Below are 18,525 nucleotides of genomic sequence, written 5' to 3'. Positions count from 1 at the left end.
AGCATGCATACTTTTGTGCTGGTGGTACATATTATTTTAGCTGTATTGATGATTGCACTGATTCTGGTGCAGCATGGTAAAGGTGCTGATGCAGGTGCATCTTTCGGCGGCGGTGGTGCCGCAACTGTTTTTGGTGCATCAGGTTCAGGCAGCTTTATGACGCGCCTGACCGCAATTCTGACAGCACTGTTTTTTGTGACCAGTCTGACACTGGCGGTTTATGCAAAAAAACAGACCACTGATGCCTACAGTCTGAAATCAGTTCCGGCAACAACTGCACCTATACAGGGTGGGTTGCCTGGAACTTCGCCAACTGGAACGAAAACTAGCGAATAAGTTTATTTAAGCCTTTCTTTTTTGCAGTGATGCGACTAGAATGCGTCACAGCTGCGGTGGTGGTGGAATTGGTAGACACGCTACCTTGAGGTGGTAGTGCTTTCGGGCGTGGGGGTTCAAGTCCCCCCTTCCGCACCAACTTATGAATCCAGAATATAAGTTGGTGTTAGCGGCAAATCTGTTGATGCGGGATGGAGCAGTCTGGTAGCTCGTCGGGCTCATAACCCGAAGGTCGTTGGTTCAAATCCAGCTCCCGCTACCAATCAACTCTTTTTAAGATGCAGACTTAAAAAGACAGTTTGAAGAAACTGAGATATTTATTTGCATGTTGTTGCGGGATGGAGCAGTCTGGTAGCTCGTCGGGCTCATAACCCGAAGGTCGTTGGTTCAAATCCAGCTCCCGCTACCATTTTACTGATCAGCATGCAAAGCTGAACAGTCAGATCTTAAATGTAATTCTGATTGAAAAATGTTTAATATCTGGGTATAATTTTGCACGTTGATGCGGGATGGAGCAGTCTGGTAGCTCGTCGGGCTCATAACCCGAAGGTCGTTGGTTCAAATCCAGCTCCCGCTACCAAGTTTCTAAAGAGGCTCACAACAAAGTGGGCCTTTTTGCACAGTGGACATTGGTTTTCTGTGCGATAATAGGGGCGATTTCGCCCTTTTTTATTGGCTATCGTGTAGTGCCGACATCAAATTGGTCAAATCGTCATGATTCACTACTACTATAGTTAAGATCGGTATGTAGTGGTCATCCTGACCATTGGATTGCACAACTTTGACGAGAGTAAATGAAGCTATCAAATAAAACTCAGACACTTCAGGATTTAATTGCACCAGCTGTGCAGGCTTGTGGTGTGGATCTCTGGGGGATTGAATTTATCCCTCAGGGTAAACGTTCCCTGTTACGTATATATATAGACAAAGCCGTTGATGACAATGCAGAACCTGTTCTGAATGAAGACGGTGAGCTTGAGCAGGGTCGCGGTGTTGGTGTACAGGACTGTGTTCGTGTGACTCAGCAGGCTGGAGCTCTTCTTGACGTTCATGATCCTATTTCAGGTGAGTTTTCACTTGAAGTATCTTCACCGGGTTGGGATCGTCCATTTTTCCAGCTGGAACAGATGACAGGATACATTGGTCAGCAGGTGGCTTTACGCCTGATCAGTGCTGTAGAAAACCGTCGTAAATTTCAGGCAAAACTCGTCGCTGTTGACGTGGAAAATGAGCTGATTCAGGTAGAAGTTGACAACCAGCAAGTACTTGAAATCGACAGTAATAATATTGATAAAGCAAATTTGATTTACCAGGATTAATCCCGGAAATAAGAATCTGAACGATATAGGTGACTTATGGCGCGCGAAATTCTTACCGTGGTAGAAACGGTCAGTAACGAAAAAGGTGTAAGTCGCGAAGCAATTTTTGAAGCGCTTGAACAGGCTCTCGTTGCCGCGACTAAAAAGAAATTCTACGAAGGCACACACTCTGAAGAAGCTCGTTTACGTGTTGAAATTGACCGTAAAACAGGTGAATACAGTACTTTCCGTCAATGGGAAGTGGTTGCTGATGAGGATCATGAAATGCCGGCTTGTCAGGATGCAATTTCTGATCTTGATCCAGCGCAGTGGTCTATTGGTGATATCCGTGAACTGGAAGTTGAATCCATTGACTTCGGTCGTATTGCTGCACAGATTGCCAAACAGGTGATTGTACAGAAGATTCGTGAAGCTGAACGCGCTCTGATCGCTGATGCTTATGAGTCTAAAGTCGGTGAGCTGATTTACGGTGAAGTGAAAAAGCAGACCAAAGACGGTTTCATTATTGATCTGGGTGATAATGCAGAAGCTTATCTTGCCCGTGAAGAAATGATTGCCCGCGAAATTCTGCGTCCAAAACAGCGTATGAATGCAATCCTGTACAGTGTTAACCGTGAAGGACGTGGTGCACAACTGTTGTTGTCCCGTTCAAAACCGGAAATGCTGATTGCATTGATGAAAAAAGAAATTCCTGAAATTTCTGAAGAAATCATTGAAATTAAAGCCGCTGCACGTCAGCCGGGTGTGCGTGCCAAAATTGCAGTAAAAACCAATGATCACCGTATTGATCCGGTTGGTGCATGTATCGGTATGCGAGGCACACGTATTCAGGCTGTTCAGTCAGAACTGAACGGTGAGCGTATTGATGTGGTGGTATGGTCTGATGATCCTGCTCAGTACATTGCAAGTGCACTGGAACCCGCTGATGTATCAGGTATTGTCATTGATGAAGATGCGCGTACAGCAGACATCATTTTTGCAACCAGTGATCAGTTGGCCCGTGCGATCGGTTCACAGGGGCAGAATGTACGTCTTGCATCTGAACTGACCGGTTTCAAACTGAATATGATGCTTGAAGAAGACTATCGTGCCCGTCAGCAGGATGAAGCACAGCAGTATCTGGACATGTTTGTAACCCGTCTTGATATTGAAGAAGATCTTGCAATGGCACTGGTGGAAATGGGCTTCACTTCACTTGAAGAAATTGCTTATGTTCCGCCTGAAACATTCGATGAAATTGAACTGGATGCTGAAACAGTTGAAATGCTGCAAAGCCGTGCCAAAGAGATTGCTCTTGCAGATGCACTTCAGCAGCAGGAAAATGTTCAGGAACCTGCAGCAGACCTTCTGGCTATGGAAGGAATGACACAGGAAACAGCATACGCGCTTGCTTCCCGTGGCGTCATTACCGTTGATGATCTTGCAGATCAGGCAACAGATGATATTGCAGATATCGAAGGTCTGGGTGCTGAAAAAGCAGGTCAGCTCATTATGAAAGCGCGTGAATCATGGTTTAACTAGGAGGTAATATATGACGGACAAGTCGATAAAAGAGTTGGCGCTCAGCGTGGGTCGTCCCGTTGAAAAGCTCCTGGAACAGGTTCGTGAGGCAGGCTTACCTCAAAGTAAGGCTGACGATATTATTTCCACTGAACAACAGAATACCCTCGTTAACCATTTGAAGAAGGTTCATGGTCAGGACGGCGGTCAGGCAGGACAAATCACGTTGAAACGTAAAACAACCAGTACTGCTAAAGTGGCAAGTACATCAGGTAAGGCAAAAACCATTAACGTTGAAGTGCGTAAAAAGCATACGTTTGTGAAGCCTGATCCTGAGCAGATTAAAGCAGAAGCTTTAGCTAAGGCTGAAGCTCAGCAGAAAAATCAGGAAGCACCTGCTCCAAAAGAAGCTGAGAAAACTGAAAGTTCTGCGAAAGCAAATCTTGAAAAAATGCGTGCAGCTGCAAAACAGCAGACAGCAGCAAAAGAAACACCTAAAGCAGCGGTTGTTGTAAAACGTAAATCAACAAACAAACCGATTACGAAAGCAACTGTTAAAGTGATTGAAACACCTGAACAGAAGAGAGCTCGTGAAGCTGATGCTGCGAAATTAAAAGCAGCTGAAGAAGCAGCACGTCGCAAGTCTGCTGAGGAAGCGCAACAGCGTACACTTGAGCAGATGCGTCAGATGGCTTCCAAGTATTCTTCTGAAGATGCAACTGCGACGATCCGTGTTGTGGATGATTCTCCACTGGCGGCAGGTCTGGTTGGTCAGGCATATGAAGATTCATTTGCGAAAGAAGACCGTGACATTAAACGTGGTACCAATACTCCAGGTGCCCGTGCTCCGAAAAAAGGTGGCCGTCGTGGTCAGGAAGAGCAAAGTTTCAGCAAGCAGCCTAAACGTGGTCTGAAAACAAGTCAGACAGGTAAACACGGTTTTGAAAAACCTGTTAAGAAACAGGTTTATGATGTTGAAATTGGTGAAACCATTGTTGTTGCTGACTTAGCTGCGAAAATGGCGATTAAAGTTCGTGAAGTGATCAAATCACTCATGAAAATGGGTGAGCTGGTTACTCAGAACCAGGCGATTGACCAGGAAATCGCTGCATTGATCGTTGAAGAAATGGGTCACAACCCAGTTCTTGTTTCTGATACGCAGGCTGAAGACAACTTACTTGAAGCAGCTGAAGGCGCGCGTGGTGCTCAATCTACACGTGCACCAGTGGTTACGATCATGGGTCACGTTGACCATGGTAAGACATCGCTTCTTGACCGTATCCGTCGTGCAAAAGTTGCTCAGGGCGAAGCGGGCGGTATCACACAGCATATCGGTGCATACCATGTGAAAACAGAGAAAGGAATTATTACTTTCCTTGATACTCCTGGACACGCTGCATTTACTGCAATGCGTTCACGTGGTGCGAAAGCGACTGATATCGTGGTACTGGTTGTAGCGGCAGATGACGGTGTAATGCCACAGACTGCGGAAGCAATTGACCATGCCCGTGCTGCAGGTACTCCAATTATTGTTGCCATCAACAAAATGGATAAAGAATCTGCTGATCCAGATCGCGTATTGAACGAACTGACTGTAAAAGAAATCGTACCTGAACAATGGGGCGGTGATGTACCGGTTGCCATGGTTTCAGCACATTCTGGTCAGGGTATTGATGAGTTACTTGATCTGATTTCAATTCAGGCTGAACTGCTTGAACTGAAAGCATCTGAAGAAGGTGCTGCGCAAGGTGTTGTAATTGAAGCACGTGTTGACAACAGCCGTGGTGCAGTAACATCTATTCTTGTTCAGAACGGTACGCTGAAAGTGGGTGATCTTGTCCTTGCAGGTTCATCTTACGGTCGCGTTCGTGCTATGACAGATGAAAACGGTCAGCGTATCAAATCTGCAGGTCCTTCGATTCCAGTCGAAATCTTAGGTCTTCCAGAAGCGCCAATGGCGGGTGATGAAGTTCTTGTTGTAACTGACGAGAAAAAAGCGCGTGAAGTTGCGGATGCCCGTACGGATCGTGAACGTCAGAAACGACTTGAGCGTCAATCTGCAATGCGTCTTGAAAATATTATGGCGTCTATGGGCAAGAAAGATGTGCCTATCGTGAACGTTGTACTGAAAACAGACGTACGTGGTACACTGGAAGCGCTTCATGTAGCACTTGCTGAGCTTGCGACTGATGAAGTGAAAGTACGTATTATCGGTTCAGGCGTAGGTGCAATTACTGAGTCTGACGTAACACTTGCCGAATCATCTGAAGCGGTACTTCTTGGCTTTAACGTCCGTGCTGATAATACTGCACGTCAGAAAGCTGATGCTGATGGCATTGATATCCGTTACTACTCAATCATCTATCAGTTGATTGATGATGTGAAAGCTGCAATGAGCGGTAAACTTGCACCTGAACACCGTGAAACGATTCTGGGTGTTGCTGAAGTGCGTGAAGTGTTCCACTCAAGCAAATTTGGCGCTGCTGCGGGTTGTATGGTACTTGAGGGTACATTACACCGTAACAAACCGATTCGCGTATTACGTGATGACGTGGTTGTGTTCCAGGGTGAACTTGAATCTCTTCGTCGTTATAAAGAAGTGGTTGAAGAAGTTCGTGCCGGTATGGAATGTGGTCTTGCGGTGAAAGGTTATAAAGACATCAAAGCACAGGACAAGATCGAAGTGTATGATGTTCAACTGATTAAACGGAGTCTTTAATGGCGGGTAGTCAGCGTCTTAAGCGTATGGCAGACACAGTTCAGAGAGAGCTCTCTGAACTGATCCGTCAGGAGCTAAAAGATCCACGTCTGGGTGGTCTTGTGACCATCTCAGCGGTGAAAGTCAGCCCTGATTTAGGCTATGCAGAAGTTTATGTCACTGTAATGGGACGTGAGCTTGGCGATGAGCAGAGTGAAGTGGCAAATAAAGAAACACTGGATGTCCTGAATAAGGCATCAGGGTTCCTGCGTCATGAACTTGGGCATCGTATTAAGACACGTATTACGCCACGTCTGCGTTTCCACTATGACAAAACCAATGCATATGGTAACTATATGTTTGGTCTGATTGCAGAAGCAGTGAAAGATTTACCTCCTGCTGAAGAAGCAAAAAAAGATGATGAATAAGCTGTTTTTATAAAGACAGCAATAAAAAAGCCACCTTCGGGTGGCTTTTTTATTGGATACGACTTTCAGATTGATTGTTCTGAAAGTCGGTCACTGTTGATTGTTGCGGTATTTTCGGAATATTTTTTTGCGTTTCCGTTGCCATGGCAGAGGGCGTTCAAGTGATTCAGGTACATTGCCACTCATGGAGCGTAAACGTAAATGTAAGGCTGCCTGTGCAATCAGATTTGCAGATACGGGCGCGGTAATAAACGCCAGTAAAGTCAGAAGCAGTTCAGCAAACCCAAAACGGCCATTAAATGCTGCATGGATCATGGCGGCTATCAGGAAGCTGCCTAGTCCTAAAGTACTGGACTTGGTGGGAGCGTGAAGTCGCATAAACAGATCAGGCAGGCGAACCATTCCGATACCACCGACCAGCATAAAAAAAGCACCAATGATCAGGAAGAAGGAGACGAGTATTTCCATCAGAAGCTGCATATCTTTTCTCCTTAATCTATGACATGACCGGACGTAAAATAACGTGCCAGCGCTGCTGTGGAAACAAAGCCGAGCATGGCAACCAGTAATGCCCCCTCAAACATGGAAGTGCTGACCCAGTAAATGCCAAGAACGACAATCAGGCAGGTGGCATTTAAAAATAAGGTATCCAGTGCAAGTAAGCGGTCTACAATGGATGGACCAATCACAATGCGGTAAAGGCAAAGCAGCATGGAGATGGTAATGCAGAACATACAGAAGCTGAGCGCATAAGGCAGAATGCTCATGATGATTCTCCTGGTTGCACATTGAAAATTTTCATTAAAGGCTGTTCATAGCGCGTTTTAATATCTCTGATTTCCTGCTCAGGATCATCACTGCTCAGCGCATGTACCAGAATGTCACCTTTGTCCTGGTCAATCCCTGCTGTAACGGTTCCAGGAGTTGTGGTAATGATCATCGCGAGCAGCGTGTTCACTTCATCATGCTGTGTTTCAAGAGGAACCCTGAACCATTTGGGATGCAGATTATCCATAGGACCCAGGACCTGTTTTGCGACCCGGATATTGGAAATGATAATGTCCCATAAAACAACAAAGCACAGTTTCAAAGCTTCAATCCAGTTGATGTTGGGCGTGCTTTCAATAAATGGGCTGACCATACGGGGCACGGCAACAGCAAGGATCAGCGCCATCAGGATGGTACCTGCTTCAAGGCTGTGAGCCAGCATAATCCAGCTGAGTGCGACAATCACAGAAACAAATGGATGCGGCAGCCAGCGATTCCAGAAAGTTTTTTCTTGCATACTCATGGCTCCATCGGTTTGAGCTGATCATGTTCATTATCAGGGCTGATCTGTGAGTCCTGATTCAGAATCTGACGTCGCTTGAATTCTGAAATATGCTCGCCTTCAAGTGTATCTTTACTGATGGTATAAGGAATCAGATGAGCATTTGGGTCGACTGATTCACCGTTATATTTGGTCTCAGGCAGGTTTTCAGGATCAAATGGCTGAACACTGATGGTCTCTCGGTTATGATCCTGTTTCAGGATAGTTGCTTCATACAGCGCATTGTTCTGAATCTGAGCAGCTGCCTGGAAAGTATACTGCTGAACAGGTGAGGCAAAGACAACATATAAAACCAGTCCCGCCAGCAGGGCATAGATTGTGACATCATTCCGTAAAGGTGCTTTATCAGGTAAAGCCTGGTATTCCCTGAACGCAGCCTGTTCTGTGTTTTCTTCAGGACGGCTTGCCCGCCAAAACAGAATGAAGCCGACACGGGTAAATGCAATAATACTGAGCAGACTGACAATCAGTACAACGGCAATAATGATGCCTTGCCATGCATGACCTGCGGTTGCCTGCAGAATAAAAACTTTACCGAGAAAACCACTGAAAGGCGGCAGTCCTGCCATCATCATGGCAATAATAAAGAAACTGATAGAGACAGCTTTCTGCTGTTTCATCTGCGGTGCAATTCTGAAATGATCTTTGAATTCACCACGCTGAGACGTGATCCATCCACTGAGCAGATAAAAAGCTGCTGCAATAATGGTACTGTGTACCAGATAATAAAGTGCTGCTGACCATGCCTGAGTATTGAACAGTGACAGTGCCACCAGAATGGTACCAATTGAAGACAGAATCATGAAGCCGACAAAACGGCGCAGACGCTCAGCACCAATAGCTCCGATCACGCCATAAAGGGAAGTGATCAGTCCGATAGGCAACAGCCAGCTGCTCAAAATCTTCTGGCTGACAGGATCATCAAAGACCGTGCCGTTGACCCGTAAAATCGCATAAACACCGACTTTGGTCATAATGGTAAATATGGCAGCCACGGGTGTAGCGGCAACAGCATAGGTTTTAGGTAACCAGAAACCGACAGGGAGCATTGCTGCCTTGATACCAAAAACAACGAACAGCAGCAAACCACCTGCAACAGCCAGACGGTGCTGATCTGCTTCAAGCAATGGCATCAGTCGGGCAACATCGGTCATATTTAAACTGCCGACACTGCCGTAGATCATACCCAGTCCAATCAGGAACAGAGCAGAAGCGAGCAGGTTAATGGTGACATAATGAATGCCGAGATGAAAACGGGCTTTCCCCTGACCATGCAGTAACAGGACGTAGGACGCCATCAGCAGGATTTCAAAGAATACGAACAGGTTGAACAGATCGCCTGTCAGGAATGCACCGCTCAGCCCCATCAGCAGGAAATGGAACATGGCATGGAAATAACGTCCACGGGTATCCCACTGTTTACTGGCAAACCATAAGATCGGTACGGACAGGGCATAGGTCAGAACCAGCATCAGTGCAGACAGCTGATCGAGCACTAAAATAATGCCAAAAGGTGCTGCCCATTCACTCAGATTATAAATAATGATCTGACCGTGGCTCGCCTGAACCAGGTAAAAAACAGCTGTGCTGAGTCCGAGCAGGGAAGAAATACAGCTGATGCTGCGCCTCCAGGGTTGACGCCAGTCATGAGCGAGTGAGCCAGAACCTGGATTGCCCAGTAATAACAGAATGAATGCTGTAAATGCAGGAATCAGAATACTGAAAACCGGGGTGTGCTGATTCAGGAAACTGAGGAGATCATTCATCATGGCTCATCCTCACGTAAATCGGTAATAACGGGCTCTTCTTTGGAGTCCACATGATCTGTACCTGACTCATAACGGCTTCGCAATGCCAGCTGAACAATAAATGCAGTCGTGGCAAATCCAATCACAATTGCAGTCAGTACCAGTGCCTGTGGTAAAGGATCTGTTGCTTTTGTGGCAGAAGTCAGTACAGCAGGCGCATTGATCTGTAAGCGTCCCATGCTGAACAGGAAGATATTGACGGCATAACCAATCATGGCAAGCCCCAGTACCACAGGGAAAGTACGTGCCCTCAAAACAAGGTAAATCCCTGTAGCCACCAGTAAGCCAATCGCAGAGGCGACTAAAAATTCAAGACTGATCATCTTATTCTCCCTTCGGCAATGGGCCAGACATGCTGGAGTGACGGGAGTCGCCCAGTATTGAAATCATCAGCATGGTTGCACCGACCACAGTAATGTAGACCCCCAGGTCAAACAATGCGGCTGAAGCAAGATGCATTTCACCAATCACAGGAGGTGAGACGTACACATGAGCACTGGTCAGGAACGGTCTTCCCCAGAACCATGCTCCCAGACCTGTCAGGCCTGCAATCACCAGACCTGTTCCAATCCAGATTTCATAAAGCCGTCCGGATTTTGCTTTGAGTAACTGTTCTGCTTTATCCTGACCCAGCGCAATATACTGAATGATCAATGCCAGTGCGGTAATCAGCCCAGCAATAAATCCACCGCCTGGCAGGTTGTGTCCACGCAGGAAAATATACAGACTGACCACCAGTGCCAGCGGCAGAACCCACGAAGCCGTCATGCGGAACATCAGTGGAGATGGATTGAAACGGAACGTCAGTCCCTGAGTCATGACCGTACCATGTGAACGCATACCATCCATCAGGCACAGTACGCCGACAGCGGCAATACCCAGGACTGTAATTTCACCAAAGGTATCGAATCCACGGAAATCGACCAGAATCACATTTACGACATTTGTACCACCGCCCAGAGGAATGGACTGCTGCATGAAGAACCATGAAATGGAACTGTGATCACGGGTCATAATCAGCCATGAAATCCAGCCAATACCCAGTCCAGCTGAGATGGCAATGATGGCATCGCGCCAGCGTCTTGAACGGCTGGATTCATAGGGGGTTAACTGTGGCAGCAATGACAGGCTCATCAGCAGAAGAACCGTTGTAACTACATCAACTGTGATCTGAGTCAGTGCCAGATCCGGTGCTGACATGGTCACGAAAATCATCGTAACTACCAGTCCGACAGCACCACTGATCAGTACTGCTTTAATCCGTTCATGGTGGAACCACAGCATCATCCAGCAGGCAGAGAACAGTAGCAGCCATAAAACAATCGCAATGGCTGAGGCATGCGTCAGCTCACGGGTTCCAGTTGTCAGTCCCTGTGATAACAGCGGCATGGCTACAATCACAATGCTGAAAGCAACAATCCATACCAGATAGCTTTGCAGAGAACCATTTTCGGTTGCACGTTTGATTTTTCTGGACGTCAGAAGCAGATGTTTCAGGAACAGATCAAAGAGGACTTTGCCCTGTAATTTACCTAAAGCAGGATCAAGATCTATCTCTCTGATTTTTCCACCTTTGGCTAATGAAAAATAGAAAATCAGACCACCCAGCAGCGCAATCAGGCTCATGAGTAAAGGCAGATTGAAACCGTGCCAGATGGCAAGGTGAGTTCCCTCAAATACAGCAGACTGAGTACTTGCCTGCGTGGTGCTGTTGACAATTTTTTCCACCAGCAGGGCAGGCAGTATACCGACCAGGATACACAGAACAGCCAGCAGAGTCGCAGGTGCACGCATGCCGAAAGCCGGTTCATGTGCATTTTTATTTGGAACATCTTTGCCGACTGGACCATCAAAGAACACACCGTGAACCAGTCGGACAGAATAAGCGACCGCAAAAACACCTGCCAGAGTTGCTGTAATGGCAGAAACCACCATGACCGGACCGCTTAGATTTGCCAGCAGTTCAGTAAAGAACATTTCTTTGGACAGGAAGCCATTGGTCAGTGGAACACCTGCCATGGATGCCGCAGTGATCATGGTCAGGGTTGCTGTGAACGGCAATAACTGCCATAAACCGCTGAGTTTACGCAGATCCCGTGTACCTGATTCATGGTCTACAATACCTGCAATCATGAACAGGGCGGCTTTAAATGTCGCGTGATTGATAATATGGAAAACAGCTGCTGCAACGGCCAGCGGTGAGCCGATTCCAAGCAGACAGACAATCAGCCCCAGATGACTGATGGTGGAATAGGCAAGCAGACCCTTCAGATCTTCTTTGAAAATGGCAAAAAATGCAGCCATACACAGGGTAAATAAACCTGTAAAAGTCACAATATTATGATAGAGCGCAGCACCGGCAAAGATAGGCAGTAAGCGTGCCAGCAGGAAAATACCTGCTTTGACCATGGTGGCAGAATGCAGGTAGGCAGAAACCGGTGTCGGTGCTGCCATTGCATTGGGTAACCAGAAATGGAATGGAAACTGCGCACTTTTGGTAAAAGCACCCAGTAAAATCAGCAACAGTGCAGGCACAAACAGTGCATGCTGCTGAATCTGCGAGCTCATGCTGAACAGCTGATCAATTTCATAGGTTCCCGTGATCTGCCCCAGCAGAACAAAGCCCCCCAGCATGGCCAGACCACCCATACCTGTAATGGTCAGCGCTATACGTGAACCACGCTGAGCTGCTTCATAATTGCTCCAGTATCCGACCAGCAGAAAAGAGGAAATACTGGTCAGTTCCCAGAACACAAGTAAAATAATTAAATTATTGGACAGCGAAATTCCCAGCATGGCTGACATGAACAGCATGAGCAGAAAGTATAATTTGCTGAGTGAGTTTTTAGGGCTAAGGTAATAGTAAGCATAAATATAGATCAGCGTCCCTATGCCGCTGATCAGTAGGGCGAACAGCAGTCCAAGGGCATCCAGGCGAAAGCTGAGATTTATATCTGCCTGAGGGAGCCATTCCCAGCTCTGGCTGATGACAGCACCATTGAAAACACTGTTGGCTTGAGTCAGTAACAGTGCAAAGACTGTCAGACTGACTCCGATCGCTCCGAAAGCCGTTACCCCGCGAGAGAATTGCTTCAGCCACGAGACAAGGGTTGTGCCGAGTACTAAGGGTAACAATACAATAATTGGCAGCACGCTCGTATCCATTGTCTTGAGCAGGTCAGAAACCTGGATGAATCTTATCTTTCAGGGATTACAGGGCCGCAAGGAACGATCCAAATTTCTCAATCCTGAAAGCCGCATTGAGTTTGTTAAAAATATACAGATTGTGTTGCGCAACCTGAAAAAGGTCATAGTAAATCGGATTTTACTATGAAAAAGCTAATCTAATTCGATATTATTACATGAATAAAACAACATCAATCTTTTTTGCGCATTGTTCTATTCTACGCCACTGTTCAGTGGTTCATGTGTCTGACTGGGCATGGATTGACTGATCAACGCATAGTGTGATTAAAAAGCAATCATACATTTTATCTCTGAAAATGCTGGATTTACAGAATAGGTATTTCCAGCATTTATCCGTCAGCAGAATTATTGCAGATGCTCATGGGAAGATGTGTCATCGTCAGACTGAATCAGCATCAGCAGCTGTTTCTGTTCTGATGGATTCAGAGTCTGAATCTGTTCAAGAATCTGCTGTATCCGGTCAGATTCTGTGGATGATGGATCATTCAGACTCAGAGGGACTTCTGCTGACTGCATAATTTCCTGGTAAAGATGCTGAAACTCGCTCGAAAACTGATGGAAGTTTACTTCATGTAACTGCTGCTGTTCGATACGGAAACACTGATACTGCTCAGCAGACTCGATCACTTCATGACGGCAACAGGAAACAATAATCTGTAACTGCGGAAATGCCCGATGCAGTCTGTCCAGTATTTCCATGCTGTGGGTTTCATCCAGTCCATTATCTACAGCATCAATCATCAGCACACCTTCACCCTCCAGACACGGATACAGACTGAGCGGATTGAGCAGACACATCCGACGGACAATATCTCCTGTCAGTGCAATCCAGTTTTTCAGACTGCCTGGCAGTTGCTGATACAGCATGGTTTTGCCCTGATAGCGAACCATCAGCTGCAAAGCTGGATGATACTGGATATAAAGCTGCTCTATTTCAGGCAATACAGTCTGTAAAGCATCACGCAGAGCTTTAAGTCCAGGTGCATGTAACTGGGCATGAGTCTGCCACAGAGTCTGTGAATGGCTGGCTGGTGCCTGAGACTGTTCATCGAGCCATTGTTGCAGTAGCTGTGCAGTCTGTGCATTTTCACAGTCACTGACTTCACGTAGCCATTCAAAAAAACGGGAAAAGGTGGTGAATGGAATGATGGCATTGTCGTAGGCATGACTGAGCTGAAAAACCGCAGGATTGTTTTTACTGAGCAGATTGATTTCGTGTATGAACCTGTCTGCAGGATAGTAGGCAATCAAGGGGAGTCCCTGTAAGGGATCCTGTTTTACAGCATGCTGGTACAGCACGGTCAGTGCTTCGAGCTGCTGAGTTTCAACTTTGCTGATACCAGTTCCGTTACTGTTCAGTGTTTTATACAGTTGCCACTGACATTCGGCAGTCAGTACGGAAGTTTTATCTGATGATTCGGGAAGCTGCCCAACTTCGGCAGGAATCTTCACCTGGATATCCACTTTTGCCTGTAGACGGTTCAGCAGAATATCCTGATCTGAAATCACAACACCTGCATTACGTGGATCTCTGTAACGGGCAGAAAACCAGGTCAGTGACTGATACAGATGTTTCAGGATCAGTGATTTCCCACTGCCTTGCGGTCCACTGATGACCGTAATGGCAGTATCCTGTAGACGGAAAGGAATCTGTATATCTGTAAAGTGACCAATATGTTTAAGCTGTATGGATTTGACTTTCATGGTGCACCTGCGGATGAGTGACCGTTATCCTGCTTTAGTCCGCAGGGAAACAGGCATCTGTTTTTTTAATTGTTGAATCAGATCGTAAATATGATGAATGTTTAAGCTTACTTTAGCACGTGTACAGGCAACGTACAGTAACCGTAATTCTTCATCTGTAATTTTATGGTCATGTTCATTGACCTTGAACTGGTAATCGTCCTCGATATGGACACGGTTCCATTCCAGTCCTTTCGCTTTATGTGCTGTGGAAATAATATAATCTGCCTGATCAATCGGAGTGATTTTGGCAAGTGCCCGTTTCAGCGGGTCAGTTCCATGATCATCCACCAGTTTGACGAGTGGTTTAATGTCACTGCCGTCATTGGTTTCGCAGTATTCATGAACATCATGCCAGGAATTGAACCAGGCCAGTTCAGGTACATCAGTCACTCTGCGTCCCTGTTTCAGCATACTTGCAGCATCAACAAAACGGTTCAGACGGGCATGATCTGCCTGAAGACTGACTTTATCTCCATGCACCAGTCCCGCCAGCAACAGCTCCATAGCGCGGGCATTGGTTCTGCATAAAATAGCATCACGCAGGCGGGTATGGGGTTTGTTCACGACCTTTGAATTCAGCAGGGAATTTCCCATCAGAGGAACAGTTTCGTTGAGTGCTCCCAGAATGGCATTGGCATTATGTGCAATTTCTTCACCAAAACGGAAAGATGTGGTCAGACGGGATTCAGGCAGGGGCATCTGCTGCATGGCATTGACAGCACCACGCCAGGCATAGATCTGCTGATGTGCGTCTCCGACATAAATGACCTGCGTATTTTTCTGTCTTAATAAAATTCCCAGCATCAGCGGATCAGCATCCTGGGCTTCATCAAACAGAACATAGTCTGCTGGTATGTTCGGACTCGACAGTGCCCATAATTTCAGATAGATATCATGACCGATACCTGCCTGATGAGCTGGATCAATGGATTCAAGCCAGCGACGTTCTATCGCAGGGTATAAATGTTTCTGTAAGGCTTCGACATCATCGGGATGTAACCAGCTCGGTGTCTGTAAATGCCGTGGCGCAGGATACTGTGAACTGGTTGAGCAGAAATAACTGACAGCATTGGAGACCAGGCTGGCAAGACGCGAGGGCATCAGCACATATTTTTCATAGCGTCCGCCCATCATGCGACGTAAAGTTACAGGTTCAAGCCGGTATTCCTTTGCCATAAAGCCAGGGCTTAAACGGGGTAAACGCAGTTTATCTGTGACGCCACGGGGAACACTGCGGAATGCCAGGGAGTGAAATGTACGGCAGTCTACACCCCGATGAAATTTATTCTGAGCTTCAGATGCAATGGCTTTGTTGAATGCCAGATACATGCCACGCCGCTCAGGCATGGCATCACTGATCATCTGTAAAGTCGTGGTTTTTCCGGTACCTGCATAAGCAATGACTTTGAATGATTTCCCAAGCCGAGCGTTGTCTATGGCGGTTGCCTGCTCATACGTTGCTTTAGGTTTATTCTGCCCGGACATGGAACTGATCGGTCTGTTTATTAATGGCTGCGGCTGGCTTTTTCAACCAGACCTGAAAGACCCTGACGACGTGCCAGTTCATTCAGTACAAGCTGAACATCCAGATCAAAATAACCGAGCATGACAACAGTATGGAACCATACATCAGCCACCTCATAGATTAAATCGTTTTTATTGTCTTCACTGGCATGCGCCTGGTATTCTTTCGCTGCAATCACGGTTTCAAAGCTTTCTTCGCCGATTTTTTCCAGGATTTTGTTTAAACCTTTGTGATACAGCTTGGCAACATAAGACGATTCAGGATCAGCTTTTTTACGTTCAGCCATCATTTTGCCTAAGTAATCCAGCACTTCAACCTGTTCAGACTGAGCATTTGAAGCATTCATCGCCAGTGTATGTGGGTTTGTGGACTGCTCGCCTTTTGCGCCATAAATCGAATCTGGGTCTTTCAGTTGCGCATCGACAGTTTCCCAACCGTTTGCTGTGAGTTTGCGGTAGAAACAGGATTCACGTCCTGTATGGCAGGCAATGCCACCTTCCTGTTCAATCTGCAGCACGATTACATCCGCATCACAGTCTAAACGGATTTCATAAACGGTCTGGAAATGTCCGGATTCTTCGCCTTTGAACCAGAGCTTATTGCGTGAACGTGAGAAGTAAACGCCACGCATTTTTTCAGCAGTGAGTTGTAGCGCTTCACGGTTCATCCATGCCACCATCAGAATGCGTCCAGTCTGATGATGCTGTGCAATAGCAGGAATAAGTCCTTGTTCGTTAAATTTTACTTCATCGAGCCATTGCAGATTGTTCATAGGATTTCACCAGGTTAATAAGTTTTAAGAGCGCTACTATGTCAACGTAGCGCTCTATAGTCTACGTGATTTGGAGCGATTTGCCGAGAAAGTTCCGCATTATGTTTGATCAATGTTGGGTGAAAATGATTTCAGTGTCGTGGCTTAAGTTCTAAATTTTCACGTAATTCTTTATATACCCACACGATTATGAAAAGACTTAGACTGATTCCGATATTCCAGATAAAATAAATTTCGTAAGCGATGTAAAATACTAAAATATAAAGCATGATTTTTTAGCAAAACTTGATTGATAAAAGTGAGTAAGAACGGAATCAATTCAATGAGTATAATTCCCCAAAAGTGTGGATGTTCACTTAGCCTTGTTAAAGTCGTTCTATGTATTGAAAATAGGTGTAGTTGGTTTTTAAAAAAGTAGAAATAGTCAGCCAGTTGAAAAATAAAAAATAAGAGGTTAAAGCCAAAAAGACAAACATTACTTATTAAATGTCCTGCCATTATCGACCAGTAATTATTTTTAAAAATTTGTTTTAGATTCATTTTTTATCCACAATAAAATTTTACTTTTTAGCAATATCCTCATACTTCATCTGACTGAACATCCCCGATTTTAGTCCTGAAACGGTAATCGCCATTTCTTTACGGAAGTAGGGAATGCGATACATCCATGAAAAGGTCAGATCACGGAATCCGCCCGCCCACCAATGTTCCGATTGATAGAGTGGCGTGAGTAAACGACTTAAAAATTGATAAAAAGCAGTCGAACTTTGACGGTGTCGATGGTAAGTCTGCCAAAGCTGTGGATAATCCAGGGTTTCATTCTGCCTCGCATTCTGTACCGCTTGCCCCAGTGCCCATGCATCAAGGAGTGCCATATTTGCACCTTGTCCCAGTTGTGGACTCATGGCATGCGCTGCATCACCAATCACACCAATGCGTCCCTCGCCAAATTTAGACATCACCACATCACGGTAATTTGCCGAAAGCCATTGTTGCTTTTCTTCTGGATTGGCAATGACCTGTTCCAGCCATTCAGCAACGGGTGACCAACGTTTTGAAACTTCCTTTAACCATTCTGAACGTGCTTGATTGGTCTGTAAAAAATGACCCAGTTGATCTGTCTGTAAACTCCAGAATATGCTTGAAAGCCGTTGCTCAGGGGCAGTCGGTACAGCACCTGTTGGCAGTATTCCCATCATGATTTTGGATTTATCATAAAACTGATGCAGGATCTGGGGATTGAAGTCTAAACATTCAGGAACAATCGTCCATTTTGCACCCCATGGATAAGCTTGATCGACTTTGACCCACGATTTGGGTCTGAGTTCACTTCTTGCGCCATTGGCAACTATCACACAATCAAAAGCCTGCTCGAAAGTTTCACCATTGATAGTGCCATACACTCGAATTTCATCAGTAGCTTCTTCAAGTCTTTGGATATCAGCATTCATGTGCCATGTGATCAACTCAGGATATTCACGGCATTTATTTTCAAGGACATGACAGAGGGTCGCTCGGTGAATACCCAGACCATAAAAATCGGGATGTGCCTGAGCATAATGACTATCCACCAGTTTGGATCCACTTGGCAGTTGTCCTTCTAAACCTGTCACGATTGCACCCAATTTTACAGCATCGTCCAATACATCTAAGTGTTCAAATACCGCCAGTCCTGAGGGTTGTAGCAATAAGCCTGCACCGACAGGTTCGAGTTTTTCAGCTTTTTCAAATAAGGTGACATGAATATTTTGTTGAGCAAACAGGATTGCCGTAGCAAGCCCTGCAGTTCCTGCACCGATGATGGCAAAATTTAGATTTTTTGTTTGAATCATTATTCAGATGTGTATTTTTAATTG

General features: G+C 45.9%; 15 protein-coding genes and 4 tRNA genes. 9 read left to right on the top strand and 10 right to left on the bottom strand.

Annotated features, from left to right (window positions below):
- The first annotated feature begins 3 nt into the window (after positions 1-3).
- The 9 genes from secG to CDG61_RS15690 all read left to right on the top strand — a co-directional run bounded on the left by secG (position 4) and on the right by CDG61_RS15690 (position 6,281).
- Positions 4-336, top strand: coding sequence for a preprotein translocase subunit SecG (gene secG / locus CDG61_RS15730; RefSeq protein WP_087550413.1), 333 nt, complete (start codon positions 4-6; stop codon positions 334-336).
- 53 nt (positions 337-389) lie between these two features.
- A tRNA-Leu gene (locus CDG61_RS15725) sits at positions 390-474 on the top strand.
- Between the two features lie 47 nt (positions 475-521).
- A tRNA-Met gene (locus CDG61_RS15720) sits at positions 522-598 on the top strand.
- 70 nt (positions 599-668) lie between these two features.
- A tRNA-Met gene (locus tag CDG61_RS15715) sits at positions 669-745 on the top strand.
- Between the two features lie 94 nt (positions 746-839).
- Positions 840-916 (top strand) — tRNA-Met (locus CDG61_RS15710).
- Positions 917-1,130: 214 nt separating this feature from the next.
- Positions 1,131-1,655 carry a ribosome maturation factor RimP gene (gene rimP / locus CDG61_RS15705; protein WP_087550414.1) on the top strand — a complete coding sequence of 175 codons (525 nt, stop codon included), beginning with the start codon at positions 1,131-1,133 and terminating at the stop codon, positions 1,653-1,655.
- A gap of 36 nt (positions 1,656-1,691) precedes the next feature.
- Positions 1,692-3,176, top strand: coding sequence for a transcription termination factor NusA (gene nusA / locus CDG61_RS15700; RefSeq protein ID WP_087550415.1), 1,485 nt, complete (start codon positions 1,692-1,694; stop codon positions 3,174-3,176).
- A 10-nt stretch (positions 3,177-3,186) separates the two neighbouring features.
- Positions 3,187-5,874: a translation initiation factor IF-2 gene (gene infB / locus CDG61_RS15695; protein ID WP_087550416.1), complete on the top strand. Its 2,688-nt coding sequence runs from the start codon at positions 3,187-3,189 to the stop codon at positions 5,872-5,874.
- Positions 5,874-6,281, top strand: a complete 408-nt coding sequence (locus CDG61_RS15690) for a ribosome-binding factor A (RefSeq protein WP_087512632.1) — start codon at positions 5,874-5,876, stop codon at positions 6,279-6,281. Before infB ends, CDG61_RS15690 begins: the two co-directional genes overlap by 1 nt.
- Positions 6,282-6,371: 90 nt before the next feature.
- On the opposite strand, the gene CDG61_RS15685 is transcribed toward CDG61_RS15690, so the two are convergent.
- From CDG61_RS15685 to CDG61_RS15635, 10 genes are all read right to left on the bottom strand, one after another.
- Positions 6,372-6,761, bottom strand: a complete 390-nt coding sequence (locus CDG61_RS15685) for a Na+/H+ antiporter subunit G (protein ID WP_087512633.1) — start codon at positions 6,759-6,761, stop codon at positions 6,372-6,374.
- A gap of 11 nt (positions 6,762-6,772) precedes the next feature.
- A complete protein-coding gene (locus tag CDG61_RS15680; RefSeq protein WP_087550417.1) occupies positions 6,773-7,048 on the bottom strand; it encodes a monovalent cation/H+ antiporter subunit F in 276 nt (91 codons plus the stop codon).
- Positions 7,045-7,566, bottom strand: coding sequence for a Na+/H+ antiporter subunit E (locus CDG61_RS15675; protein WP_087550418.1), 522 nt, complete (start codon positions 7,564-7,566; stop codon positions 7,045-7,047). Before CDG61_RS15675 ends, CDG61_RS15680 begins: the two co-directional genes overlap by 4 nt.
- Positions 7,567-7,568: 2 nt before the next feature.
- Positions 7,569-9,377, bottom strand: a complete 1,809-nt coding sequence (locus CDG61_RS15670) for a monovalent cation/H+ antiporter subunit D (RefSeq protein WP_087550633.1) — start codon at positions 9,375-9,377, stop codon at positions 7,569-7,571.
- A complete protein-coding gene (locus tag CDG61_RS15665; RefSeq protein WP_087512636.1) occupies positions 9,377-9,742 on the bottom strand; it encodes a Na+/H+ antiporter subunit C in 366 nt (121 codons plus the stop codon). The genes CDG61_RS15670 and CDG61_RS15665 overlap by 1 nt, the downstream gene beginning before the upstream one ends.
- A gap of 1 nt (position 9,743) precedes the next feature.
- On the bottom strand, positions 9,744-12,584 hold the full coding sequence (locus CDG61_RS15660; RefSeq protein ID WP_087550419.1) for a monovalent cation/H+ antiporter subunit A: 2,841 nt from the start codon (positions 12,582-12,584) through the stop codon (positions 9,744-9,746).
- Between the two features lie 387 nt (positions 12,585-12,971).
- A complete protein-coding gene (locus tag CDG61_RS15655) occupies positions 12,972-14,330 on the bottom strand; it encodes an ATP-binding protein (RefSeq protein WP_087550420.1) in 1,359 nt (452 codons plus the stop codon).
- A gap of 24 nt (positions 14,331-14,354) precedes the next feature.
- Entirely contained in the window at positions 14,355-15,857 is a 1,503-nt protein-coding gene (locus tag CDG61_RS15650) for a UvrD-helicase domain-containing protein (protein WP_087550421.1), read from the bottom strand.
- Positions 15,858-15,877: 20 nt separating this feature from the next.
- Positions 15,878-16,669 carry a bifunctional phosphoribosyl-AMP cyclohydrolase/phosphoribosyl-ATP diphosphatase HisIE gene (gene hisIE / locus CDG61_RS15645; RefSeq protein ID WP_087550422.1) on the bottom strand — a complete coding sequence of 264 codons (792 nt, stop codon included), beginning with the start codon at positions 16,667-16,669 and terminating at the stop codon, positions 15,878-15,880.
- 560 nt (positions 16,670-17,229) lie between these two features.
- Positions 17,230-18,501 carry an FAD-dependent oxidoreductase gene (locus CDG61_RS15635; protein ID WP_087550424.1) on the bottom strand — a complete coding sequence of 424 codons (1,272 nt, stop codon included), beginning with the start codon at positions 18,499-18,501 and terminating at the stop codon, positions 17,230-17,232.
- Positions 18,502-18,525: the final 24 nt, after the last annotated feature.

It is taken from the genome of Acinetobacter sp. WCHAc010052, from assembly GCF_002165295.2.
GTDB lineage: Bacteria > Pseudomonadota > Gammaproteobacteria > Pseudomonadales > Moraxellaceae > Acinetobacter > Acinetobacter chinensis.
The sequence above is the reverse complement of the archived record's forward strand: the minus strand, read 5'-3'. Positions and strand labels throughout refer to the sequence as shown.